The following is a 22,580-nucleotide window of genomic DNA, read 5'->3' as shown; positions in this document are numbered from 1 at the left end:
GACCCCCTGCGTCCACAGGATCCACAGGTTCGTCCACAAGAACCGGTGGATGGGGAGCGCCAGGATGTCCTCCCAAGCGCCTCGCCTCGTGCAGATGCACCGGTCGCCGACCACGCAGCACCGCCTGTTTCACGTGAAACGGACACGCGGCCGGCGCACGTTGTGCAGGAGATCGTGCGGAAGGCGGGACCCACCGGCGGAGTTGTCGATGCTCCTGCCGGCGCCCTGACGGACGTTGTTTCACGTGAAACATCGGTTCCCGGTCCCGTTACCCCCTCGTCCGCACCGCCCCGCCCGACCCCCCTGGAGGCCCCGCCTGTGGCGCCCGCGCAGAAGCCTGCTCCTCGGCACCCCTCCGCCCTCGACGCCGCCGCGCGGTTCGGGCCGCACCCGGCTCCCGGGACGCCGTTCCGGACGGCAGCCGACGTCGCCTCGGTCGCGTCGGAGGCTGCGGACGTGTCGACTCCGCTCGCCCGCTCCGTGGAGCACGAGCTTCTCGTCCGACGTGGACTCCGGATCTCCGCACCGCTGCCCCGGCCCGGCCGCACGCGGGTGATGGTGGTGGCGAACCAGAAGGGTGGGGTCGGCAAGACGACGAGCACCGTCAACGTCGCGGCCGCCCTGGCGCAGCACGGCCTCCGGGTCCTGGTGATCGACCTGGACCCGCAGGGGAACGCCTCCACCGCGTTGGCGATCGAGCACCACCGCGGCACGCCGTCGGTCTACGACGCGCTCGTCGAGGGCGTGCCCCTGAAGGACGTCGTGCAGCCCTCGCCCGAGATCGAGGGCCTGTTCGTGGTGCCGGCGACGATCGACCTCGCGGGCGCCGAGATCGAGCTGGTCAGCCTGGTGGCCCGGGAGAACCGGCTTCGCAGGGCGCTGGTCGGACACCCCCAGGTGTGGAGCGAGGAGGACGACCGCTTCGACTACGTGCTCATCGACTGCCCGCCGTCCCTGGGGCTGCTCACCCTCAACGCCCTCGTCGCGGGCGAGGAGATGCTGATCCCGATCCAGGCCGAGTACTACGCCCTCGAAGGTCTCGGTCAGCTGCTGGAGACCGTGGAGATGGTGAAGGCACACCTCAACCCGGGCCTGAGCGTCTCCACCATCCTGCTCACCATGTACGACGCTCGCACTCGCCTCTCCGCGGGCGTCGCCGAGGAGGTTCGGACGCACTTCGGGCCGCAGGTGCTTCCCACGGCGATCCCCCGATCCGTGCGCATCTCCGAGGCGCCGAGCTACGGCCAGACCGTGATGACCTACGATCCGGGCTCACCAGGGGCGTTGAGCTACCTCGAGGCGGCCCGGGAGATGGCGTTACGGGCCGTCGTCGCCGATGGACACGAGGACAGCAATGCCCCGACCGCTCCCAGCAGCGGTATCGGGTGGACCGGTGGGCAGGGCCGAGGAGGATCGCAGTGACGCAGAAGCCGCAGCAACGACGAGGTCTCGGCCGGGGCCTCGGTTCGCTGATCCCCACGGCACCGCGGCCCGAGGGTCAGCCGGACGGTGGCTGGGGTGCCGGGGCCGGCGGCGAGGGCGACCGGGACGCTCAGACGCCGGGCCGCGGGTCCTTCGGCGCGCCGGGAGAGGTCGACGCCTCCGGGACCGACGAGCGCGGCGCATCCGACGGCTCAGCCGGGCCGACCCCCGCCGACCCCGACGCACGCGCCGATGACCGCACGGAGCAGGGGCGCAGCCACGGCGGTGACGGCGGCGGCGACGACTCCGACCGTGTCGACCGCGTCGAGCCCCCCGCGGAGCCTGTCGACCGCCTCGATCGCCTCGACGGGGTTGACGGCGTCGACCACGCCCACGAAGGTGAGCGTGCTGCTGGCCAGGACGCACAGCCGGCCGACGGCGCGAGCGCGGGCCGGTCCGAGGGCGCCGTCCTCGACGGCTCCGTCGAGCTGCGCCCGGTCGAGGGTGCCTACTTCGCCGAGCTGGCCGTGGGCTCGATCAGCCCGAACCCCCGCCAGCCGCGTCAGGTGTTCGACGAGGAGGCGATGGCCGAGCTGGTCCACTCCATCCAGGAGGTAGGGCTGCTCCAGCCGGTCGTCGTCCGCGCCGTGGGCGAGGGTCGCTTCGAGCTGATCATGGGTGAGCGCCGCTGGCGGGCCACCCAGGAGGCCGGGCTCGACGCCATCCCCGCGATCGTGCGGGAGACCGACGACGACGCCCTCCTCCGGGACGCGTTGCTGGAGAACCTGCACCGGTCCCAGCTGAACCCGCTCGAGGAGGCCGCGGCCTACCAGCAGCTGCTCGACGACTTCTCCTGCACCCACGAGGAGCTGGCCACCCGGATCGGCCGCAGCCGACCGCAGATCAGCAACACGATCCGGCTGCTCCGACTCTCGCCGGCGGTGCAGCGTCGGGTCGCCGCCGGGGTGCTGTCGGCCGGACACGCCCGCGCGCTGCTGGCCGTCGAGAACGGAGAGACCCAGGACCGGCTCGCCGGACGCGTGGTCTCCGAGGGCATCTCGGTGCGCGGCCTGGAGGAGATCGTCGCCGTCGGCGACCTGGGTGGCAACGGCAGGCCGGCAGTGCGCCGGAACAAGCCGACGGCCCCGGCGCTCGCGGACCTCGCCGAACGGCTCTCGGACCGCCTCGAGACCCGAGTCAAGGTCGACCTCGGTCGGTCCAAGGGCAAGATCACCGTCGAGTTCGCCTCGCTGCCCGACCTCGAGCGCATCGTGGCGATCATGGATCCCCCCGAAGCGGGCGGCTCCGAGCCGTCCTGACCCGCTTGGGGCGGCCGCGAACCGTCCCGAGCCGTCCGCCGCGGACGACACATACCGTGTCGACCCATCCGCCGGCGATGGCTCGCACATGCTGGCCTTCGGTACCGCGACAACGAGGCTGCACATGCCGGTCGGTTCATCGATGAACGTATTTATCGACAAAGCGATAAGTCAATAAAGCGACAAGGAGCGGACGGTGTTGTTGCTCCGATCAGGCTGCGGAGAGCACCAGGGCCGCCGGACGCCGGTGCTCAAGCGTTGAGCAGGCCGATCACGTGGTCTGCCTGGTCCTCGGTGCAGCCGGCGGGGTTGCGGCGGAACCCGCGATTCCCCGGGAGCAGCATCACCAGCCAGAAGATCGCCAGGAGCCGTCGGCAGTCGGTCAGCCGTGCTCGCTCACGCGCGTCGAGGTGCAGCTCCTCGAGAAGCAGGTCGACATCGAGGAGGCGGCGCAGCCGCGACGACACGTGCTCGACGAGGTCGGCCACCTCGTAGGCCACCGAGGAGATCCCGAACTCCTCGAAGTCGACGAGGCGGCACCTCGTTCCGTCCCAGAGCACGTTGCCGAGGTTGCCGTCCCCGAGGGCCGGCACCGTGTCGGCTGAGCCGTCGTCGAGCGAATCCGCGAGGGTGAGCCACTCCCGCGCCAGCGCCAGCGCCTGCGCCACCAGCGCGGGGTCGCGACACGCGCTGAGCTGCGGGTCGGCTGCCAGGTCACCGCGGACCTGCGCGCGCATGGTCGACGCGCCCAGGGCACGCTCCGGCAGCTCACGGCCTGCGGGGACGGCGAACAGACGGCGCAGCGCGACGGCCAGGGCGCGGACCTGCGCCAGGCTCAGGCGCGACGCGCCGAGCGGCGTGCCCGGCAGCCGCGACATGACGATGACAGGCGCACCCCCTGGTTGGAGGTACCGCTCGAGGGGCTCAGGCACCAGTCCCGGGGCATGGCGCGAGAGCGTGACCAGTCCCGTCCACTCCCGGTCCGCCTCCCCCCGGCTCCAGGACACGAACTGCTTGCGCACGACGTCCGCGTCCATCGTCAGACGGTGGGTGTGCACGCGTCCAGCCTGCGGGTGGTCAGCGCGCCTTCTTGGCAGCGCGCTCCGCACGTTGCCGGGCACGACGCTCGGCGCGCTCGCGCTTCTCCCGGGCGTCGAGCTCCAGCGCCTCCTCGGGGGTGGGCGCGCTGCCGCCGTACCGAGCCGGAAGCCACCAGGACCCGGGCGGCTGCTCGCCGGCGGGGTAGGCCCGGATCGTCTCGTCGAGCAGCGCCGCCATGGTGTCCCGGAGCTCGGCGGTCTCGGCGGCAGGGTGCTCCCCGGTGGGGTGCAGCGGCTCGCCGACCGTGATCGCGATGGTCTTGCCGCGGGAGAAGTCGCGGGGGTGGTCCTTGGTCATCATCCGCTGCGTGCCCCACAGGATCACCGGGATCAGTGGTACGCCGGCCTCGGCGGCCATCCGCACGGCACCGGTCTTGAGCTCCTTGATCTCCATCGAGCGGGAGATCGTGGCCTCGGGGAAGATCCCGACGATCTCGCCCTCCCGGAGGTAGCGGACGCCCTGCTCGTAGGAGGCGATGCCGTCCGCACGGTCCACGTTGATGTGGTGCAGCGAGCGCATCAGCGGCCCGGTCCAGCGGTGGTCGAACAGCTCGCGCTTGGCCATGAACCGGACCAGCCGGCCCGAGGGGTTGGCCGCGAAGCCACCCAGCACGAAGTCGACGTAGGAGATGTGGTTGACCGCCAGCAGCGCGCCGCCGGTGCGAGGGATCCGCTCGGTGCCGGTCATCTGGAAGCGCAGGCCGAGGGCCCGGAAGGCCAGCTTAGCCGTCACGATGATCGGGGGGTAGGTGATGTCTCGCACGAGGTGATCCTGTCAGTCGGCCGGCCCGCGGTCGATGGCCAGGGTCACCAGGTCCGCGACCAGTGTTCCGAGGTCGAGCCCGGCGGCCTGGACCGACAACGGCACCGTCGATGTCTCGGTGAGCCCCGGGGCCACGTTCACCTCGAGGAACCAGACCCGTCCGTCCGCGTCGACGATGAGGTCGGAGCGCGACAGGTCCCTCAGCCCGAGCGCCTCGTGGGCGGTGACCGCGACCCGGGCGACCTCGGCCGCGACGGCGTCGCTGAGCTTGGCGGGCACGACGAACTCGGTGCTGCCGGCGGTGTAGCGGGCGGTGTAGTCGTAGACCCCGCCGTCGGGCTCGATCTGCACCGGGGGCAGCGCGCGCGGCCCGTCCCCGGTGTCGACGACGGCCACGGCGACCTCGTCGCCCTCGATGAACCGCTCCACGAGCGCCGTGGTGCCGTAGGCGAACGCGTCCACCATGCCCTGGGCGAGCGCCTCGGCGCTGCGCACGACCGAGCAGCCGAGCGCGGAGCCCCCACGGGTGGGCTTCACGATCAGCGGCAGTCCGAGCGCCGCGACCAGGGCGTCCATGACAGCGGCCGCCCCGAGCTCGCGGAACGTCTCGTGCGGGAGCGCCACCGAGGCCGGTGTGAGCAGGCCGGCACGGGCCGCGATCGCCTTGGCGACCGGCTTGTCGAAGGCGACCCGGCAGGCGTCGGGCCGGGCGCCGAGGTAGGGCACCCCGACCAGCTCCAGCACCTCGCGCAGCGCACCGTCCTCGCCGGTCTCGCCGTGCAGCAGCGGCACCACGCAGTCGGGCCGGTGCCCGGCGAGGAGCGGCAGCAGGCCGGCGTCGACGTCGCGCTCCTCCACCTCGACCCCGGCGTCGCGCAGCGCCTCGGCGACCCGCCGGCCCGAACGGAGCGAGACGTCGCGCTCGTGGGACAGGCCGCCGGCGAGCACCAGCACCCGGGGCGAGTCCGGCAGCGCGGCGGGACGTGACCCGGCCGGCCGGGCGCCGGAGGCGGGAGCGGCGGGTGCGTCAGGACGGGGGGCGGGTGAGTCGGACACCGGGGCGCTCCTAGCTGAGGTCGGTGTTGGGGGCCTCGTAGCCCCGCTGGTGGTCCAGGGCACCGCGGACGGTCCCGAAGGTCGCCCGCAGCTCGAGCTCGTCCTCGATGACCCCGGTCAGCCGCCGCACGCCCTCACGGATCCGCTCCGGCGTCGGGTAGCAGTAGGACAACCGCATGCTCTGCGCCCCGAAGCCGTCGGCGAAGAACGCGGTCCCCGGCACGTAGGCCACCCGCGCGGTGACCGCGCGGGGCAGCATCGCCTTGGCGTCGAGCCCGTCGGGCAGGGTGAGCCAGACGTAGAAGCCGCCCGCCGGGACGTTCCACCGCGACGCCGCCGGCATCATGTCCTCGAGCGCGTCGATCATCGCGTCGCGGCGCTCGCGGTACATCTCCTGGAACTGCTTGATCTGCCCCTGCCAGTCGTGCTGGGTGAGGTACGCCGACACGGCCATCTGCGAGAACGCCGGCGGGCAGAGCGTCGCGGACTCCTGGGCCAGCACCAGCTTCTCCCGGACCGCGTGCGGGGCGAGCACCCAGCCAACCCGGAAGCCCGGGGCGAAGGTCTTGGAGAACGACCCGAGGTAGATCACCCCGTCCGGCTCGTCGGCGCGCAGCGCGCGGATCGGCTCCTGGTCGAAGCCGAGCAGGCCATAGGGGTTGTCCTCGAGCACCAGCACGTCGGCCTCGCGGCAGATCTCGAGGACCTCCGCCCTCCGCGCCGCGCTCAGGGTGACTCCGGCCGGGTTGTGGAAGTTCGGGATCGTGTAGAGGAACTTGATCCGGCGGCCCTGCGCCCGGCAGGTCGCGATCGCGTCGCGCAGCGCGGAGGGCACCAGGCCGTCCCGGTCCATCTCGACGTGCACCACGTCGCACTCGTAGGCCCGGAACACGCCGAGCGCACCGACGTACGACGGGGCCTCGCAGAGCACCACGTCGTGGGGGTCGCAGAAGATCCGGGTGACCAGGTCCACCGCCTGCTGGGAGCCGACGGTGACCACGACGTCGTCGGGGTGAGCCTCGATCCCCTCCAGCCGCATCACGTCGCAGATCTGCTCGCGCAGCACGGGGTCGCCCTGGCCGGAGCCGTACTGCATCGCGGTGGTGCCGTGCTCGCTCACCAGGTCGTGCAGCGCCTGGGCGACCACGTCGAGGGGGAGCCCGGAGATGTTCGGCATGCCACCGGCGAGCGAGACCACCTCGGGCCGGCTGGCCACCGAGAACAGCGCCCGGATCTCCGAGGCGGTCATGCCCTGGGTGCGCGCGGCGTACCGGTCGACGTAGCTGTCGAGGCGCGTGCTGCCGGCGCGGCGCACCTGGCGGCCGCTGGGCGGGTTCTCGCTGGACATCAACCACTCCTCGGGGGGCGTCTCTAGGATGAAGCATCACCCGTAACTCCCCGGACAGGGGGCCACGACATGGGACTCCGCGCTGACATCTCCTCGCGCTCAGGTGCGCGAGGCGGCTCTGGGGAGCATCCATGAGCCGGCGGCTGGCCCGGCTCACCCTGGACACCCTCGCCGACCTGCCCGAGAGCGCCCGCAGCTGCGTGTGCTGGGAGCTCGACCCGGTGCAGCGGGCCCGCGCGGTGGCGGCGGGCGACGCCGCCGCCGAGAAGGAGGCCTGGCTCTCGCGGGTGCTGCTGGAGTGGGGCTCGTGCGGCCGGGTGCTCTACGTCGACGGGGACGCGGCCGGCTTCGTGGTCTACGCACCGCCACCCTTCCTGCCGGGTGCGGCCGCGATGCCGACGGCGCCGCCGGGGGAGGACGCGGTGCTGCTCTCGACCGCGTGCGTGTTCCCGCAGTACGCCGGCGGCGGGCTGGGCCGGATGCTGATGCAGGGCGTCGTCAAGGACCTGGTCAAGCGCGGCGGGATCCGGGCGGTGGAGGCCTTCGGCGACACCCGGGCCCCCGCGCGCGGCGCCGGTGCGACCGGGGAGCCCGCCGCTGCCCACGACCGGTGCGTGCTGCCGGCGGAGTACCTGTTGCGGGTCGGCTTCAAGACCCAGCGGGCGCATCCGCGCTACCCCCGGATGCGCCTGGAGGTGAAGTCCGCGGTGACCTGGCGCAGCGAGGTGGAGTCGGCGCTGGAGCGGCTGCTGGGGGCGGTCCGGCCGGTGCGGCACCCGACGCCGGCCCGGCCGTCGTTCGAGCCGAGGTCGAAGCGCCCGCCGGGCTGAGGTCCAGGCGCCGGCCGGGTGGAGGTCCAGGCGCCGGCCGGGTGGAGGTCGAGGCGCCGGCCGGGCTCGGCTGGCACCGAGCGGATCGGGCACGCCGCGCACCGGCCAGGACGCGGAACGGCCCCCGCACCGGCGCCGGGGCGCGGGGCGAGGGCCGTCCGTCAGGCACTCAGAGGCGGAGGATCGCCAGCACCGAGTTGAGGATCTGCGAGACCTGCGTCAGCAGGCCGCCCGCGTCGAGCAGCCCGGCGACCGCGCACAGCAGGTTGCCGAGCAGGTTGCCCGTCCCGGACGCCGCGATGATGTTCAGCACGACCTTGTCCAGGTGCACCTGCAGCCCGAGCAGGTCCAGGTCCAGCGGACCGAGCACCAGGTTCAGGATGTCGCAGTTGGGCGCGGCGGCGGCGGAAGCCGTCCGCAGCGCGGTGCCCTCAGCGGTGCGCACCGGCACCACGACCCGCTTCGCGGTGGTGCCCACGACGTGCCCGTTGCCGCGGACCAGGGTGGCCTTCAGCCGGCCGACCGCCTTCAGCGTGCCGTTGTCGGAGACCTTGAAGCGCTTCGGGGTGAAGCTGCCGGTCACGGTCCCGTTCCTGCCGAACGAGCCCACCACCCGCGACTTCGCCTTGCCGAACTCCGAGGAGAGCACGGTGGAGTTGGTGGGCGCCTGGGCGGAGGCCGCGGTCAGCGCCGTGCCCGTTGCTCGTGGTGCTGCCTGTGCTGCCCCGATCGTGGTCGTGAACATCGCCATCGCGACGACACCCACCACCAGGGACACCGCCGAGAAAGCCCGGCGACTCTTGCGTGCTTGGGTCATGGTGTTTCCCTCTCCCCCGGCGGCACGATGCCGCCGACGGAAGGCGCATGCCCTCGGGGTGAGAAGTAGGCCGACATGCCCGGAAATGACCCGGTTGTCTAGACAGGTTTCTTTACTGCAAGGCGGCGCGCAGCTCGTCGAGGCGCAGCAGCCCGGTCCGGGTGTCGGTCTCGGGGGAGAGGTACATCCGCTGCACCGCCACCACCACCGCCTCCGCGACCACGTCGCGGAACGCCGGGTCGCCCAGCCGGGCGGCGTCCCCGGGATTGCTGAGGTAGCCGACGTCGATGCGCACCGCCGGCATCCGGGTGCGGCGCAGCAGGTCCCAGTTCTTCGCGTGCGAGCGCAGGTCGACCAGGTCGGTGCGGGCCACGATCTCGCGCTGCACCAGGCCGGCGAAGCGCTCGCCGCCGGAGGACCAGGTGCCGTGGGAGTCCAGGCCGAAGAAGTACGTCGAGCAGCCGCACGCGTCCGGGTTGGCGGACGCATCGACCTGCAGGGAGATGACCAGGTGCGCGTCGGTCCGGTTCGCGAAGTCCGCGCGATCGGCCTCGGAGGCGGCCTCCGCCCCGTGGGCCTTGGTCAGGAACGCCTGGACACCGGTGGCGACCAGCCGTCCCTCGACCCGCTTGGCGAGGTCACCGATGACCTCCTCGGCCAGCTCGGCGAGAGCAGGGTCGGTTTCCGCTGCGTTGGTGGGGCAGGGGTCGATGACGACCACCTTGCCGGTCAGCTGCGGCCCGGCGGTGCGCAGCCGTTCCGCGGTGCGCAGTGCGTTGGGCCGCCCACCCTTGACCAGCGGGGCGAGCCGGGCGAGCGCCTTCAAGGTGGCGGGCCCGCAGGTGCCGTCGGACGGCACGCCGACGTTGCGCTGGAACTCGCGCACGGCCAGCTCGGTGCGGTGCCCGAACGAGCCGTCGATCCGCCCGACCTGGAAGCCGAGGTCGAGCAGCCGCTGCTGCAGGGCCACCACGTCGTCCCCGGAGAGCACCGCCGCCGGCACGAAGGTCAGCAGCCGGTCCCCCAGGCGCCAGCGGGCCTCGTCGAGGACGCGGTACGTCGTCGGGCCCACCCGGCCGTCGACGCTGAGCCCCCGTTGCTGCTGGAAGTCCCGGACCGCCCGGTCGAGGTGCTCGTCGAAGAGCTCGGGCTCAGCGGCGGCCGGCTCACCGAGCAGGCCGAGCCGCAGCAGCCGGGAGCGGATGTCGACCACGGCGGGTCCGCGGTCGCCTCGGCGGAACACCGGGCGCGGCTCAGCCATCGTGCCTCCTCGCAGGACGGTCGCCGCGGCGGTCGCCGCGGTAGGTCTACCCAAACAGACGCCGATCTCATGTCAACGGTTGGCTGGACCCCGGCGCTGATCCTGCACCCGCAACACGGACGGGGTGGTTCCCCCCGTCGCGACGGAGGGAACCACCCCGAACGGTGGTCTTCGCGGGTCAGCCGATGAAGTCGCGGAGCTCGTTGAGCAGCGCAGCCTTCGGCTTGGCGCCGACGATCTGCTTGACGACCTCGCCGTCCTTGTAGACGTTGAGGGTCGGGATGCCGGTGACCCGGTAGGTCGCCGGGGTGACCGGGTTCTCGTCGACGTTCATCTTGACGAAGGTGATCTTGTCGCCGTGCTGGGCCTTGATCTCGTCGAGGATCGGGGCGACCTGGCGGCAGGGGCCGCACCACTCCGCCCAGAAGTCGACCAGCACCGGCTTGTCGGACTTGAGGACCTCGGTCTCGAAGTCGGCGTCGGTCACAGCTTGCATGTCAGCCACAGGATCTCCTTGGTTGTCGCGGTTGTTTGCGTCGTGTGCGTCGGGCCGTCCTGGCGCCGGCGATCGTGCGGGACGGTGGACTCAGTGAACAGCACGCCGGGGACATTTCTTCCCTGGCGGTCCGGGCCGCCGAGCGATCAGGCCCCCGCGGTCTGGACCTGCTCGGTGCCGGCCTCGACGTCGAGCCGGTCCTCGGGACGCCCCTGGGCGAGGTCCTCGGGGTGGGCCGGGGAGGTGGGGACGGGGTCGTGCCCCTCGAGCTCCTCGACCGAGGCGGCCGCGTCCCCTGCGGTAGAGGCCTCGTGGTCGAGCGCGGCGAGGTGGCGTTCCGCGTCGAGGGCGGCGGCGCACCCGGTGCCGGCGGCGGTGATCGCCTGCCGGTAGTGGTGGTCGACGAGGTCACCGCAGGCGAAGACGCCGGCGAGGCTGGTCCGGGTGGAGGGGTGGTCCACGAGCACGTAGCCCTCGTCGTCGAGCTCCACCTGCTCGGTGATCAGCTCCGAGCGCGGGTCGTGCCCGATCGCGATGAACAGGCCGGTGGCGTCGAGCTCGCGCTTCTCGCCGGTGACGGTGTCCACCAGGGTCAGGCCGGTGAGCTTGTCGTCCCCGTGCAGCGCCTCGACCGCGGAGTTCCACGCGAAGTCGATCTTCGGGTCCGCGAAGGCGCGCTCCTGCATGATCTTCGACGCCCGCAGCTCGCCGCGCCGGTGGATCAGGGTCACCTTGGAGCCGAACCGGGCCAGGAAGGTGGCCTCCTCCAGGGCGGAGTCACCGCCACCGACCACGGCGATGTGCTGCTCGCGGAAGAAGAAGCCGTCGCAGGTCGCGCACCAGCTGACGCCGTGGCCGGAGAGCCGGTCCTCGTCGGGGATGCCGAGCTTGCGGTAGCCCGAGCCCATCGCCAGGATCACCGTCCGGGCCCGGTGCACGACGCCGCCGCCGTCGGTGACCGTCTTGACGTCGCCGCCCAGGTCCATGGAGGTGATGTCGTCGGCCACCAGCTCGGCACCGAAGCGCTCGGCCTGGGCGCGCATGTTGTCCATCAGCTCAGGACCCATGATGCCGTCGCGGAACCCCGGGAAGTTCTCCACCTCCGTGGTGTTCATCAGCGCCCCACCCGCGGTCACCGAGCCCTCGAACACCAGCGGCGCGAGGTTCGCGCGGGCGGCGTAGACGGCGGCGGTGTAGCCGGCCGGCCCGGAGCCGACGACGATCACGTCGCGGACGTCCGAGGCCGAGGGATGTGAGCCGTTCGACGATGCGGTGGTCATGAGGCGAGTGCTCCCTGGGACGATCGGTCAGGTCGAGGGGTGGTGCGGCCGGTCGGCTGACCGACCGGCGCGGACGCCGTACGACGTCACCCTGTGCAACCGATCCTAGGCACCGGCCATTCCCGCGCCGCACCCACCACGCAGCGTGCCCGGGGCCGCGGCCGGCCGGCGGGTGGATCGGGTCAGCGGTCGGCCACCCGGGCGGTGGCCACGCTCCGGGAGGCGTCGTCACAGGCGTAGAACTGCGCCACACGGGTCCCGGCAGCCGCCCGGTGGAGCACCAGGGTGCCCCGCTCGCCGTCGAGCCGCGCGACGACCAGCACGTCGCCCCGGGCGAGGTCCGGGAGCTCGCAGGCGGCGAGCTGGCGGACCGTCGCGGCCTCCGCCCCGGTCCCCGAGGCCAGCTGCGAGGTGCCCGCGAGGACGCCTGCGAGGTCCACGCGACGCAGCCGCCGCTCCTCGAGCACCCGGGCGGCGTCGGCCGCGAGGCCCGCCGAACGCAACGGCACCGGCCGGGCGCCGAGCGCGACGAGGGTGTTCTGCGCCGGTTGCCCGAGGCCGTCCTGGGACTCCGGTGCGTCGCGGGCCGCGTTGTCACCTCCGGCCATGTCGGAGGTCGCGCCGGCCTGGCTGTCGCTGCCGCTGCCGCTGCCGCCGAGGTGGTCGATGACGACACCGACCCCGACGCCGGCGACCGCCACGGTGGCCGCGGCGACCAGGAGACCGGTCCAGCGCCGACTCCTGCCCGGGCCGGCGGTCCCGCCGGCCCCTGGACGACGTAGCTGTTGTGGCTGGCCGGCCTGGTCCGGTTCGGGCTGCTCGGGTCGGCCGGGCTGCGACGCTCCGGCCGTGCGCCCGGCGCCGAGGTCGGCCAGGGTCGCGTCGAGCCGGGCGGCCACGTCGGCAGGCATCGGACCGGCCGGCGGCGCCGCCGCCAGGGCGCGGCGCACCGCCTCCTCCTGCTCGGGAGTCACTGCCGGTCACCTCCTGCGTGGTCGCGCTCCGGGGGGTCGGTCGGGTCCTGTGTCGATCGGGGTACGGCGTGGCCGGGTCCGTCCGGTCGGGGTGCGTCGCCGGCCGGCCCGGCCTGCCGGCTGCCCGGAGCCGGTGGCGCCTGCGGCTGGGCCGGGGAGTCGCGGCCGGGTCGGGAGGCCACCGGTGGGACGCGCCGCGAGCCCCTACGGTTCCCGGCGTCCGGTCCGAGGTCCGCCAGGAGCGGGACCAGCCGGGCCCGACCGCGCGAGCAGCGGCTCTTCACGGTGCCGGGGGCGCAGTCGAGGATGGCCGCGGTCTCCTCCACGGAGTAGCCCTCCATGTCGACCAGCACCAGGGCGGCGCGCTGGTCGGGAGGCAGCGTCTCCAGCGCCGCGAGCACCAGGTCGCGGCGCTCACCCGCCACCACCACGTCGGCCGGATCGGCAGGGGCGGCCGGGGTGCCGCCGGCATCGTCGCGGGGCTGCGTGTCCCGGACGTGCCCGTCGAGGTCCTCGGGCAACGGGTCGGCCAGCCTGACCTTGCGCCGCCGCAACCGGTCCAGGCAGGCGTTCACGACGATCCGGTGCAGCCAGGTGGTCACGGCCGCGTCACCGCGGAAGGACCCGGCCCGCCGGAACGCCGAGATCAGCGCGTCCTGGAGGGCGTCGGCCGCCTCCTCCGGGTCGCCGGTGGTGCGTAGGGCGACCGCCCACAGCCGGTCCCGGTGCCGGGTGAACAGCAGTCCGAAGGCGTCGGGGTCCCCGGCCACGTGCGCGGCGAGCAGGTCGCGGTCACCGGTCGTGTCGCCGTGCTCGCCCGGAGGCCCGTCGGATCGCCGCTCCCGCAGCTCGTCGGTCATGAGCGGACGTTGATCTCCGCGACCTCACCACGGAAGCCGGACCCGACGGCGGGAAGGTCGGTCAGCCAGACCACGAGGTACTGCGTGGTCACCGGGCGGGCCGGCCGGAGCTGGGCCCGGACGCCGGCGTCCCGGACGGAGGCGACCGAGGTGAGCTGGTCGGTCGACGACGGCTCACCGGCCCCGCTCTCGGCGGCCAGCAGCTCCACGGTGGTCGGGGTGCCGATGAACGTGACGTCCACCTCGGAGACCTTCTTGGCCTCCCCGAGGTCGACCAGCAGTCCCACGCCGTCCTTGAGCAGATTGATCGGGTCGTAGTAGGTGCTGGTCCGCCAGGCGGTCTGCGGGTCGCCGTCGGCCGCCAGGGGGGCGAGCTGGGAGTTCTCCGCCGGCGGGTCGCCCTGCGGGTCGAAGTCGCTCACCGCCGCGATCTTCACCGGGGCGGGCTGCTTGCTCGGGACGGTCGAGGAGGCGCTGGACCCGCTGCCGGCCTCCTGGGCGGGCGAGCTGCCCCGGCCGAGGGTGAACGCGAGCACCAGCGCGACCACCAGCGCCATGACGCCGCCGATGGCGACCGCGAGCCGCAACCAGCTGCGGCCGGCGTTCTCCTCCGACCACGAGTCACCGTCGTCGGGATCCTCCGGTGGCAGGTCCGCGTCCGGCCCCCAGACCGGCGGCAGGTCGCCGCGGCTGCGGGTCACGCCGGGTGAGCCGAACGCCGTGCCGCCGAACGTCGACCCGCTCGGGGACTCGCCCGGTCGTGGCGTCCGGGGCCGGTCGGAGGCGAACAGCGGCCGGGCGGCGGGCTCGGGAAGCACCGGGGGCGGCGGCGGGGGCGCCGCCACGCGGTCGGCGGAGTCGGCGGAGCCTGCGGACTCGGCGGGACGCAGATGGACCTGGGTGGCCTCCGGATCGTCACCGTCCCGGTCGTCGGCACGCTCGTCGAAGAAAGCCGGCGCGCCCGCCTGGGTGGCCTCCGGGTCTCCGGGCCCGGGGTGGCCGGCCGGGGCCGCCGGAGCAGCCCGGGTCGCCTCGGGGTGGGGGCTTGTCCGGGGGTCGGGGGCGGCCTGCGTGGCGTCGGGGTCCGCCGGCGCCGCGGCGGCCACGCCCCGGCCGGCGCGGTGCAGCGGGGCACCCCCGTGCAGCATCTCGAGGTCCGAGGCCGACATCGCGGCGGTGGCGTCCAGACCGATCGGGGCCGCGGCCGCCGGATCGCCGATGTAGTCGGAGAGCGCGGCGTAGATCTCGTGGGCGGTCTCGATCGACATCACGTGCCGGTTCGGGTCGGGGTTCAGCACCCGCTCGCAGATCGCGTCGAGCGGGCGGGGCACCCCGGCTCGGACCTGTCGCGGGCGCAGGGTGCGGCCGTGCTCGGTGGGAGCCGCGGGCACCTTGGTGCCGGCGGTCCCCGGCCACCGGGCGACCAGGCCGGCGTAGAGCAGCGCCGCGAGGTTCATCACGTCGGCCTCGTGCTCGCCGAGCGGCGGGCCGCCGGTGGCCTGGCGCTGCTCCCGGCCGCGGAGGACCGCGTCGACGACGAAACCGATCAGCTTCACCGAGCCGGAGTCCGAGACCACCACGTTCTCCGGCAGCAGCCGACCGTGGGCGATGCCCTGGCGGTGGGCCGTCGCCACCGCTTCGGCGACCTCCTTGACCACCCAGGCGGCCCGGCGCGGCGACAACGGCCCCTCGGAGAGCAGCAGCTTGTCCAGCGAGATGCCGGAGCCCCACTCGTTGACCACGTAGGTCACGCCGTCCTCGGTGGCGGCGTCGAGCACTCGCAGCAGGTGCCCGTCGGAGACCGTGGCCGACGTCCGGGCAGCGGACAGCAGCGCGGCCGAGCGGGGATCGTCGGAGGCGACGACGTGCACCGCCACGTCGCGGGCCAGGACGGTGTCCTGGGCCCGCCAGAAGCGGGCGCCCTCGGTCTCGTCGAGGAGGTCGACGAGCACGAACCGTCCGGCGAGCAGGGTCCCGGGTCCGATCGGAGTCTGGGCCACGTGCCTCCCTCGCATCGGCGTTCGGTTCGTCCGTCCGTGGGACATCGTACGGGGGCCGGCCCCCCGGGTCGGCGCCCGTACGTGCCGCGTCCCGGCTCAGCGGCGGAGCCGGGACGTGACCAGCGAGGTGATCGCGGTCACCTCGCGCAGGCGCAGCGCACGGCTCGCCGCGAGGTAGACCACCGCGCCGACCAGGGTCACCGTCACCAGGGTCACCAGGGCGTCCAGCTTGCCGTCCCCGGCCCAGACCACCCGCAGCCCGGCCCGGACCAGCCACCCCGCGGCGCCGGCGAGCGCGACGGCCGGCAGCAGTCGGGCGAGGAACCTCGCCAGCTGCGGCGTCTCCAGGCCGCCGAGCACGTGCCGCAGCAACAGGTAGGAGCCGGCCGAGCCGACCAGGTACGCGCCGCCGTAGGCGAGCACCAGCCCGGCGGCGGTGTTCTGTGGGGCCGCGGTGCGCCCCAGCAGCAGCGCGAGCGCGATGTTCGTGGCCGCGATCACGCACTGCACCCAGAACACGGTCCGGGTCCGCTCGAGTGCGTAGAAGCCGCGCAGCATCAGGTAGTGCGCGGTGAAGAAGACCAGCCCGGGGGCGAACAGGGAGAGGGCGACCGCGAAGTCCTGGTACGTCGACCGGGCGGCTCCGTAGCCCCAGACGAGGTTGCCGATCTCGTTGGCCACCAGCGGGAACAGCACCGCCACCGGCACGATCAGGGCCAGCGCGGTGCGCAGCGTCTCCGCGACGTTGCTCCCGACACCGCGCAGGTCCTCGTCGGCGGCGTGCGCGGAGAGCCGGGGCAGCATCGCGGTGGCCAGCGAGACGGTGACGATCGCGTGCGGCACCATCATCACCAGGAAGGCGTAGGAGTAGACGGTGTAGCCGGCGCCGGCCGCGCCCCCGGCCGAGGTGGCCGCGTCCGCCGTACCGGTGGAGGCGATCCGGACCACCACGGTGTAGGCGACCTGGTTGACGATCACGAACAGCACCGTCCACATGCCGAGCCGCAGGGTGTGCCCCAGGCCGGTGCCGCGGAAGTCGAAGCGGGGCCGGATCGTGAAGCCGGCGCGGCGCAGGAAGGGGAGCAGGATCAGCAGCTGCACGGCGATCCCCACCGTCGAGCCGAGCCCGAGCAGCAGCTCCTGGCCGGAGGTGAAGCCGCCGGTGAGCTCGGAACCCGAGGCGGAGCCGTAGAGCAGCAGGTAGGCCACCAGCACCGCGATCGAGATCACGTTGTTGGCGATGGGTGCCCACATCATCGGCCCGAAGCTGCGCCGGGAGTTCAGCACCTGGCCGACCAGCACGAACATGCCGTAGAAGAAGACCTGCGGCAGGCACAGCCGGGCGAAGTCGATCAGTGACTCACGCTGCGCGGACAGCTCGGGGGTGTAGTAGGCCGGCCCGAGGAACAGGTGCATCAGCAGCGGCGCCGCGGCCACCAGCAGGACGGTCACCCCGGCGAGGAAGAGCGCGGCCAGCGTGACCACCCGGTTGGTGTAGGCGTCGCCGCCGTCCGCGTCGTTCTTCAGGGCCCGGACCAGCTGCGGCACCAGGACGGCGTTGAAGATGCCGCCGGCCAGCAGGATGTAGAGCATGTTCGGGACGGTGTTCGCGATCGTGAAGACGTCCGCGTGCAGCTGCGTGCCCAGCGCCGCGGCGAGCAGCCCGCTGCGCACGAACCCGCTGACCCGGGAGACCACGGTGCCCGCGGCCATCACCGCGCTGGAGGAGAGGATCGACGCGCCGTCGTCGTCGGTGGGCCCCGTGCCGGTGGTGGACCCGGTGGCCGCCACCTGCTCGGTGTCGGCCGCATGCTCGGGGACCTCGCTCATGCCTGCCTCTCCAGGAGCGGGCCGTGGGTGGCCCTGCGGGTGCGGACGCGGCGGGCGATCCGCACCCCGATGGCGGCGAAGAACAGCAGCGCGCCGGCGCCCATCACCAGCCAGATGACCAGCCCCACGTTGCTGGTGCGCACGTTGAACCGGACCGAGGAGCCCAGCGGGGTGCCCTCGACCGTGGTCGCCTGCAAGGTCACCGACTGCAGGCCGACGCTCGTGGAGTGCGCGCGCATCCGGACCGGGCTCCGCTGGCCCGGCCCCAGCGTGATCGGGTCCGGGCTGGAGATCGTGAGCGCGTCGGTCCCGGTCTGCGCCACGAGCTGCACCGTGACCGTCTGGTCGAGGTTGTTGGCGACCGTGACCCCGACCGGGCCGGTGTCGCTGGACATCATCACGAACGCGGGTCCCTCGAGCACGACCTCGTCGAGGGTCTCCCGGACGTGCTCGGTGGCCTGCCGGGCGAGCGTCAGCGCCCGGCCGGGGCGGGTGCGGGCGTGGTAGCTGGAGGTGGGCATCGCGGCCCGGGCGAGCTGGTCGCGCACCGAGTCGTTGCGGGTCAGCAGCTGGGCGTACGTCGACCCGACGCGCACCAGCTCCTCCGTGGCGAGCTGGTTGGCGAACGGGACCTGCGCCCGGCGCTGCCGGAGCGGGTAGACCGGGGTGCTGGTGTCCACGGGACCCGAGCTGCGGGCCAGCACGGCGGGCAGGCCGACCTGGGTCAGCCAGGGCACGTCCAGGCCTCCGAAGAAGTCGGCCCGCTGCCACCCCGGCCCGGGGTCCCACTGCGCGGGCAGGCTGACCACGAGCGGGTCGGCGGCGCGGGGGCCGAGCGCGTGCAGGGCGGCCTCGGCGAGGATCCGCTGCCGCATCGCCAGCGGGTCGCCCGGGTCGTTGGGGCCGGGGCCTCCCGCGGCGGCGGCCGTGTCGGCGAGCACCACCTCGACGCCGTTGCTCCGGGTGGCGGTGGCGCCGTCCACCCCGGGCAGCGCCTCGTCGCGCAGCAGGACCGGGGCGGTGTCGTCGAGCCGGGCGAGCGTCTTGGCGGGCAGGTAGCCGGCCGGGGGCGCGATGACGGGGCGGGAGACGTAGCCCAGCCGGGCGGCGGCGCTCTCGCTGAGCCGCTGCGCCTCCCGCAGGATCCGGGTCTGCTTGGCGGTCGTGACCGCGCCCACGTCGATGTCCGCGTAAGGGAGCGACATCACCGTTCCGCGGCCGGTGGCGGCACGGAAGGCCTCGAGCCACGCGGCGGCCGCCTGCTGGGGAAGGGTCGGGCTGTCCGCTGCGTCGGAGCCACCGGGGTCGCCGGAGCCGTCCGAACCGCCCGAGGGGGCGGGCGCCACGCTGTCCGGGCTCCCGGAGGCACCCGAGGGATCCGCGGAGCCGCTCTGCGCCGGGCTCGGGCTGGGCTTCTCGCTTTCCGGCCCGCTGCCGTCGTCGCTGGTGTCCAGCGGCGGGTTGCCGGCGGCCACCGAGGCGGCCGCATCGAGGACCGCGGGGTCGACCAGCCAGGTCACCGGCCGGCTGCTGGACGCCCCGAAGGCGAGCAGCCGGTCGAGCCGGCCGTCGGTGTCGAGCAGGCGCTCCCATCTGCGGATCCCGAGCAGGCGCTGCTCCGGGCCTCGCAGCACCTGCTCGCGCAGCGGCACCGTCACCGCGAGCCGGGTCCGGGGGGTGCCCGGGTCCACCAGCGGGATGAAGGCGCGGGCGCGGCCGTCGGCGACGAGGTCGCGCGGCCCGCCCTCCGCGCCCAGCACGTGCACGCCGATCCAGTAGACCCCGGGGGCGCCGCTGATCTCGAGGTCCGACCGGCCCACCGAGACGACGTACTGGGTGGACTCGCCGGGGGCGAGGTCCCCGATCTCGGTGAACAGCCCGTCCTGGTAGAGCCGGGCCCCGACCTCGGCCGCCGGGTCGGACTCCGCCGCCGCCGCCAGGTCCGCGCTGTCGCCGATCGGGTCCGCGGAGGTGAAGAGGTAGACCTGCAGGTCGGTCCAGGTGCTGTCCGAACGGTTGGTGACCTCGCCGCTGACGATGATCTGGCCGCGGCGCGGGATCACCGAGGGAGTGAGGGTGTCCATGGTCACGTGCAGCGGCGTCGACTCCCCGGGTGCGACCGCGGCTACCGCGGCGACGCCGGCGTGCGGGCTCGCCGTCGCGGGGGAGGCCGCGGTGAGACCCCCTGCCAGACCGGTCACGAGCACCGCCGCCAGGCATGCGGCAGCGCGCGAGAGGACGGGGCGGGTCACAGGGCAAGGCTAACGACCCCAGCCTGCGGGTCGGCGCGGACACGGGTGGGGGCCTAGAGTTGCCTCCCGTGTCCGAGCACCCCCCACCGTCCGCCTCACCGGCGCCCCCGCCGCACGTGGGCGACATCCAGGCGCACGCGCTCGCCGAGCTGGAGCGGATCTCCGGCCTGACCGAGGAGCTCGGCGCCCGGTTCGCCTCCGCCGGGGAGGAGCTCTACCTCGTCGGCGGGCCCGTCCGCGACGCCATGCTCGGCCGGATCTCCCACGACCTGGACTTCACCACCTCGGCGCGTCCGGAGACCACCGAGCGGCTGCTCAAGGGCTGGGCGGACGCGCTGTGGGACATGGGCCGCGCCTTCGGCACGATCGGCTGCCGCAAGGGTGACTGGCAGGTCGAGATCACGACGTACCGCTCCGAGGCCTACGACCCGGACTCCCGCAAGCCGGCCGTCGACTTCGGCGACTCCCTGGTCGGCGACCTGGGGCGGCGCGACTTCACCGTGAACGCGATGGCGGTCGCGGTGCCCGGCAACCGCGTCGAGGACCCGTACGGCGGCGTGGTCGACCTCGCCCAGGGGGTGCTGCGCACGCCCGGACGCCCGGAGGACTCGTTCTCCGACGACCCGCTGCGGATGATGCGCGCCGCCCGGTTCGCCGCGCAGCTCGGCTTCGCGGTGGATCCCGCGGTGCAGGAGGCGATGACCGCGATGTCGGGCCGGATCGCGATCGTGTCCGCCGAGCGGGTCCGCGACGAGCTGGTGAAGCTGGTCTGCGCGCCGTACCCCCGTCTCGGGCTCACCCTCCTGGTCGCCACCGGCCTCGCCGACCACGTGCTGCCCGAGCTGCCGGCGCTGGCCCTCGAGCGCGACGAGCACTTCCGCCACAAGGACGTCTACGAGCACACGCTGACCGTGCTGGAGCAGTCCATCGACCTCGAGGACCGCCTGCCCGGTGGCGGACCGGACTTCGTCTCGCGCTTCGCCGCGCTGATGCACGACGTCGGCAAGCCCCGGACCCGCCGGCTGGCCGAGGACGGCACCGTCACCTTCCACCACCACGACGTCGTGGGCGCCAAGATCACCCGCAAGCGGATGAAGGCGCTGCGCTTCTCCAACGACGACATCGACGCCGTCGCCCACCTCGTCGAGCTGCACCTGCGCTTCCACGGCTACGGCTCGGGGGAGTGGACCGACTCCGCGGTGCGGCGCTACGTCCGCGACGCCGGCGACCAGCTCGCCCGGCTGCACATGCTCACCCGCGCGGACTGCACCACCCGCAACAAGCGCAAGGCGGACCGGCTGCGGCGCACCTACGACGAGCTCGAGGAGCGCATCCACCTGCTCGAGCAGCAGGAGGAGCTGGCCTCGATCCGTCCCGACCTCGACGGCAACCAGATCATGGAGATCCTCGGTGTCGGGCCGGGCCGCGAGGTCGGCGAGGCCTACCGGTTCCTGCTCGAGCTGCGGATGGACAACGGCCCGATGACCCCGGAGGACGCCGAGGCGGCGCTCCGGGAGTGGTGGACCTCCCGCCCCTGAGCGCCCGCCGTGACTAGGCTCGGCGGCATGAAGAGCGAGCTGTTCGAGCAGAGCAACCTCGAGGTGCAGGGGCAGCAGCGGTTCGGGCTGCAGAACGCGCAGATGCTGCGGGTCACCCTCGGTCCGGACGTGCTGGCGGTCAAGGGCTCGATGGTGGCCTTCCAGGGGCAGGTGCAGTTCCACCACGAGAAGGCCGGCAGCATGGGCAAGCTGCTGAAGAAGATGCTGACCAGCGAGGACATGCCGCTGATGCGGGTGGCCGGCCAGGGGGAGGTGTTCTTCGCCAACGAGGGCGGCTACGTCTACCTCGTCGAGCTCGACGGCAGCGACGGGATCAGCGTCAACGGCCGCAACCTGCTCGCCTTCGACGCCGCGCTGGCCTGGGACATCAACCGGGTCAAGGGGCCCGGGATCATGGCCGGCGGCCTGTTCAACACCACGATCAGCGGCGTCGGTACGGCGGCGCTCTGCACGGTCGGCAAGCCGGTGGTGCTCGACTGCTCGCAGCAGCCGACGTACGTCGACGTCCAGGCGGCCGTCGCCTGGTCGGCCAACCTGGTCCCCGACGTGGTGTCGAGCATGAACATGAAGTCGATGCTGCGCGGCGGCTCCGGCGAGGCCTTCCAGTACGCCTTCCACGGCCCGGGCTTCGTGGTGGTGCAGCCCTACGAGTTCGTGCCGCCCGCCAACAGCGGGGGCAGCAGCGGCGGGCCCGGCGGCGTGATCGGCGACCTCTTCAGCTGACCCGGCCGACCGCTCAGCGGACCACCTTGATCTGGAACTCGGCGGTGCCGAGCGCCTGCATGATCCGCAGCCACAGCGGCAGGAGCATCTCGGTGCCGCGGGCGGCGGACAGGCCGCCGAGGTCGAGCACGTCGGTGTGACCGAGCTCGGTGAGCAGCCCGGTCACGACCGCCTTGGCGTCGGCGTCGTCGCCGGCCACGAACACGGTGTGGTCCCCGCCGCCGATCCGCTCGGGGTGCACCATCAGCGCGGCGTTCATCGTGTTCAGCGACTTGACCACCCGCGCCACGGGGAACGCCCGCTGCACCTGCTCGCCGAGGCTGTCGGTGTCCTTGACGCTGAGGCTGGGCGGGAAGCCCGCGGAGAAGTCGAGCGGGTTCGCGACGTCGACCAGGACCGTGCCGGCGAGGTTCTCCTCGCCCACCGCGGCCAGGACGTCGAGGGTGGCGGCGCCGTTGGTGGCGTTGACCACCACCTCCGCTCCGGAGGCGGCGTCGGCGAACGTCGCGAGCCGAACCCCGGGCAGGTCGGTGTGCTCGGGTCGTGCCCGGGTGACGTCGGGGTCGCGGGTGCCGAGGGAGACGGTGTGGCCCAGCTCGGCCAGCCGGCCGGCGAGCGCGCGACCGGCGGAGCCGGTGCCGAGGACTGCGATCTTCATGCCAGCGAGGATAGGCGCGTCCGGCCGCGGTC

At 73.5% G+C, this 22,580-nt stretch carries 18 protein-coding genes and 1 pseudogene; 5 read left to right on the top strand and 14 right to left on the bottom strand.

The features are described 5' to 3' along the window. The first annotated feature begins 456 nt into the window (after nucleotides 1–456). Together H9L09_RS09045 and H9L09_RS09040 are read left to right on the top strand one after the other, a co-directional pair. The gene (locus H9L09_RS09045) at nucleotides 457–1,422 is read left to right on the top strand and encodes a ParA family protein (protein ID WP_425491721.1); all 966 of its coding nucleotides are present in this window, start codon (nucleotides 457–459) and stop codon (nucleotides 1,420–1,422) included. A 485-nt stretch (nucleotides 1,423–1,907) separates the two neighbouring features. Beyond that, nucleotides 1,908–2,741 (top strand): annotated as a pseudogene (locus tag H9L09_RS09040) (ParB/RepB/Spo0J family partition protein); the annotation flags it as partial. Nucleotides 2,742–2,992: 251 nt separating this feature from the next. Here H9L09_RS09040 and H9L09_RS09035 read toward each other — a convergent pair. From H9L09_RS09035 to H9L09_RS09020, 4 genes are all read right to left on the bottom strand, one after another. After that, nucleotides 2,993–3,799 (bottom strand): phosphotransferase, encoded by an 807-nt coding sequence (locus H9L09_RS09035; protein WP_187580282.1) that lies wholly within the window; start codon nucleotides 3,797–3,799, stop codon nucleotides 2,993–2,995. A 19-nt stretch (nucleotides 3,800–3,818) separates the two neighbouring features. Continuing rightward, entirely contained in the window at nucleotides 3,819–4,574 is a 756-nt protein-coding gene (locus H9L09_RS09030; protein WP_343065213.1) for a lysophospholipid acyltransferase family protein, read from the bottom strand. A gap of 42 nt (nucleotides 4,575–4,616) precedes the next feature. Continuing rightward, the gene (locus H9L09_RS09025) at nucleotides 4,617–5,576 is read right to left on the bottom strand and encodes a D-alanine--D-alanine ligase family protein (RefSeq protein ID WP_187580780.1); all 960 of its coding nucleotides are present in this window, start codon (nucleotides 5,574–5,576) and stop codon (nucleotides 4,617–4,619) included. Nucleotides 5,577–5,670: 94 nt separating this feature from the next. Further along, nucleotides 5,671–7,008, bottom strand: a complete 1,338-nt coding sequence (locus H9L09_RS09020) for an aminotransferase-like domain-containing protein (protein WP_187580280.1) — start codon at nucleotides 7,006–7,008, stop codon at nucleotides 5,671–5,673. Between the two features lie 131 nt (nucleotides 7,009–7,139). On the opposite strand from H9L09_RS09020, the gene H9L09_RS09015 reads away from it, so the two are divergent. Further along, the gene (locus tag H9L09_RS09015; protein ID WP_187580279.1) at nucleotides 7,140–7,838 is read left to right on the top strand and encodes a GNAT family N-acetyltransferase; all 699 of its coding nucleotides are present in this window, start codon (nucleotides 7,140–7,142) and stop codon (nucleotides 7,836–7,838) included. Between the two features lie 169 nt (nucleotides 7,839–8,007). On the opposite strand, the gene H9L09_RS09010 is transcribed toward H9L09_RS09015, so the two are convergent. From H9L09_RS09010 to H9L09_RS08970, 9 genes are all read right to left on the bottom strand, one after another. Beyond that, nucleotides 8,008–8,655 carry a hypothetical protein gene (locus H9L09_RS09010; RefSeq protein ID WP_187580278.1) on the bottom strand — a complete coding sequence of 216 codons (648 nt, stop codon included), beginning with the start codon at nucleotides 8,653–8,655 and terminating at the stop codon, nucleotides 8,008–8,010. A gap of 112 nt (nucleotides 8,656–8,767) precedes the next feature. Then, nucleotides 8,768–9,916 (bottom strand): peptidoglycan-binding protein, encoded by a 1,149-nt coding sequence (locus tag H9L09_RS09005; protein ID WP_187580277.1) that lies wholly within the window; start codon nucleotides 9,914–9,916, stop codon nucleotides 8,768–8,770. A gap of 178 nt (nucleotides 9,917–10,094) precedes the next feature. Further along, a complete protein-coding gene (gene trxA, locus H9L09_RS09000) occupies nucleotides 10,095–10,412 on the bottom strand; it encodes a thioredoxin (RefSeq protein WP_187580276.1) in 318 nt (105 codons plus the stop codon). Nucleotides 10,413–10,558: 146 nt separating this feature from the next. Continuing rightward, entirely contained in the window at nucleotides 10,559–11,692 is a 1,134-nt protein-coding gene (trxB, locus tag H9L09_RS08995; protein WP_187580275.1) for a thioredoxin-disulfide reductase, read from the bottom strand. Nucleotides 11,693–11,874: 182 nt separating this feature from the next. Then, complete coding sequence (locus H9L09_RS08990) at nucleotides 11,875–12,666, bottom strand: hypothetical protein (protein WP_187580274.1); 792 nt, start codon at nucleotides 12,664–12,666, stop codon at nucleotides 11,875–11,877. After that, nucleotides 12,663–13,526 carry an RNA polymerase sigma factor SigM gene (gene sigM / locus H9L09_RS08985; RefSeq protein WP_187580273.1) on the bottom strand — a complete coding sequence of 288 codons (864 nt, stop codon included), beginning with the start codon at nucleotides 13,524–13,526 and terminating at the stop codon, nucleotides 12,663–12,665. The genes H9L09_RS08990 and sigM overlap by 4 nt, the downstream gene beginning before the upstream one ends. Beyond that, nucleotides 13,523–15,526, bottom strand: coding sequence for a protein kinase family protein (locus tag H9L09_RS08980; RefSeq protein ID WP_187580272.1), 2,004 nt, complete (start codon nucleotides 15,524–15,526; stop codon nucleotides 13,523–13,525). The genes sigM and H9L09_RS08980 overlap by 4 nt, the downstream gene beginning before the upstream one ends. Before the next feature lie 96 nt (nucleotides 15,527–15,622). After that, complete coding sequence (gene murJ, locus H9L09_RS08975; protein WP_187580271.1) at nucleotides 15,623–17,356, bottom strand: murein biosynthesis integral membrane protein MurJ; 1,734 nt, start codon at nucleotides 17,354–17,356, stop codon at nucleotides 15,623–15,625. Next, nucleotides 17,353–19,608, bottom strand: a complete 2,256-nt coding sequence (locus H9L09_RS08970; RefSeq protein WP_187580270.1) for a DUF6049 family protein — start codon at nucleotides 19,606–19,608, stop codon at nucleotides 17,353–17,355. The genes murJ and H9L09_RS08970 overlap by 4 nt, the downstream gene beginning before the upstream one ends. Before the next feature lie 68 nt (nucleotides 19,609–19,676). Here H9L09_RS08970 and H9L09_RS08965 point away from each other — a divergent pair, with 68 nt between their 5' ends. Further along, nucleotides 19,677–21,146: a CCA tRNA nucleotidyltransferase gene (locus H9L09_RS08965; RefSeq protein WP_425491720.1), complete on the top strand. Its 1,470-nt coding sequence runs from the start codon at nucleotides 19,677–19,679 to the stop codon at nucleotides 21,144–21,146. 27 nt (nucleotides 21,147–21,173) lie between these two features. Continuing rightward, the gene (locus tag H9L09_RS08960; protein ID WP_187580268.1) at nucleotides 21,174–21,890 is read left to right on the top strand and encodes an AIM24 family protein; all 717 of its coding nucleotides are present in this window, start codon (nucleotides 21,174–21,176) and stop codon (nucleotides 21,888–21,890) included. Between the two features lie 13 nt (nucleotides 21,891–21,903). Here H9L09_RS08960 and H9L09_RS08955 read toward each other — a convergent pair whose 3' ends face one another. After that, entirely contained in the window at nucleotides 21,904–22,548 is a 645-nt protein-coding gene (locus H9L09_RS08955) for an NADPH-dependent F420 reductase (protein ID WP_187580267.1), read from the bottom strand. Nucleotides 22,549–22,580 lie beyond the last annotated feature (32 nt).

Source organism: Nocardioides mesophilus, from assembly GCF_014395785.1.
GTDB classification, from domain to species: domain Bacteria; phylum Actinomycetota; class Actinomycetes; order Propionibacteriales; family Nocardioidaceae; genus Nocardioides_B; species Nocardioides_B mesophilus.
This window is presented reverse-complemented; position numbering and strand designations above follow the sequence as displayed.

Excerpts from the sequence above, each read along its gene's own strand:
- H9L09_RS09020 (WP_187580280.1), bottom strand. The coding sequence starts at position 7,008 with ATGTCCAGCGAGAACCCGCCCAGCGGCCGCCAGGTGCGCCGCGCCGGC.
- H9L09_RS09015 (WP_187580279.1), top strand. The coding sequence starts at position 7,140 with ATGAGCCGGCGGCTGGCCCGGCTCACCCTGGACACCCTCGCCGACCTG.
- H9L09_RS09010 (WP_187580278.1), bottom strand. The coding sequence starts at position 8,655 with ATGACCCAAGCACGCAAGAGTCGCCGGGCTTTCTCGGCGGTGTCCCTG.
- H9L09_RS09005 (WP_187580277.1), bottom strand. The coding sequence starts at position 9,916 with ATGGCTGAGCCGCGCCCGGTGTTCCGCCGAGGCGACCGCGGACCCGCC.
- trxA (WP_187580276.1), bottom strand. The coding sequence starts at position 10,412 with ATGCAAGCTGTGACCGACGCCGACTTCGAGACCGAGGTCCTCAAGTCC.
- trxB (WP_187580275.1), bottom strand. The coding sequence starts at position 11,692 with ATGACCACCGCATCGTCGAACGGCTCACATCCCTCGGCCTCGGACGTC.
- sigM (WP_187580273.1), bottom strand. The coding sequence starts at position 13,526 with ATGACCGACGAGCTGCGGGAGCGGCGATCCGACGGGCCTCCGGGCGAG.
- murJ (WP_187580271.1), bottom strand. The coding sequence starts at position 17,356 with ATGAGCGAGGTCCCCGAGCATGCGGCCGACACCGAGCAGGTGGCGGCC.
- H9L09_RS08960 (WP_187580268.1), top strand. The coding sequence starts at position 21,174 with ATGAAGAGCGAGCTGTTCGAGCAGAGCAACCTCGAGGTGCAGGGGCAG.
- H9L09_RS08955 (WP_187580267.1), bottom strand. The coding sequence starts at position 22,548 with ATGAAGATCGCAGTCCTCGGCACCGGCTCCGCCGGTCGCGCGCTCGCC.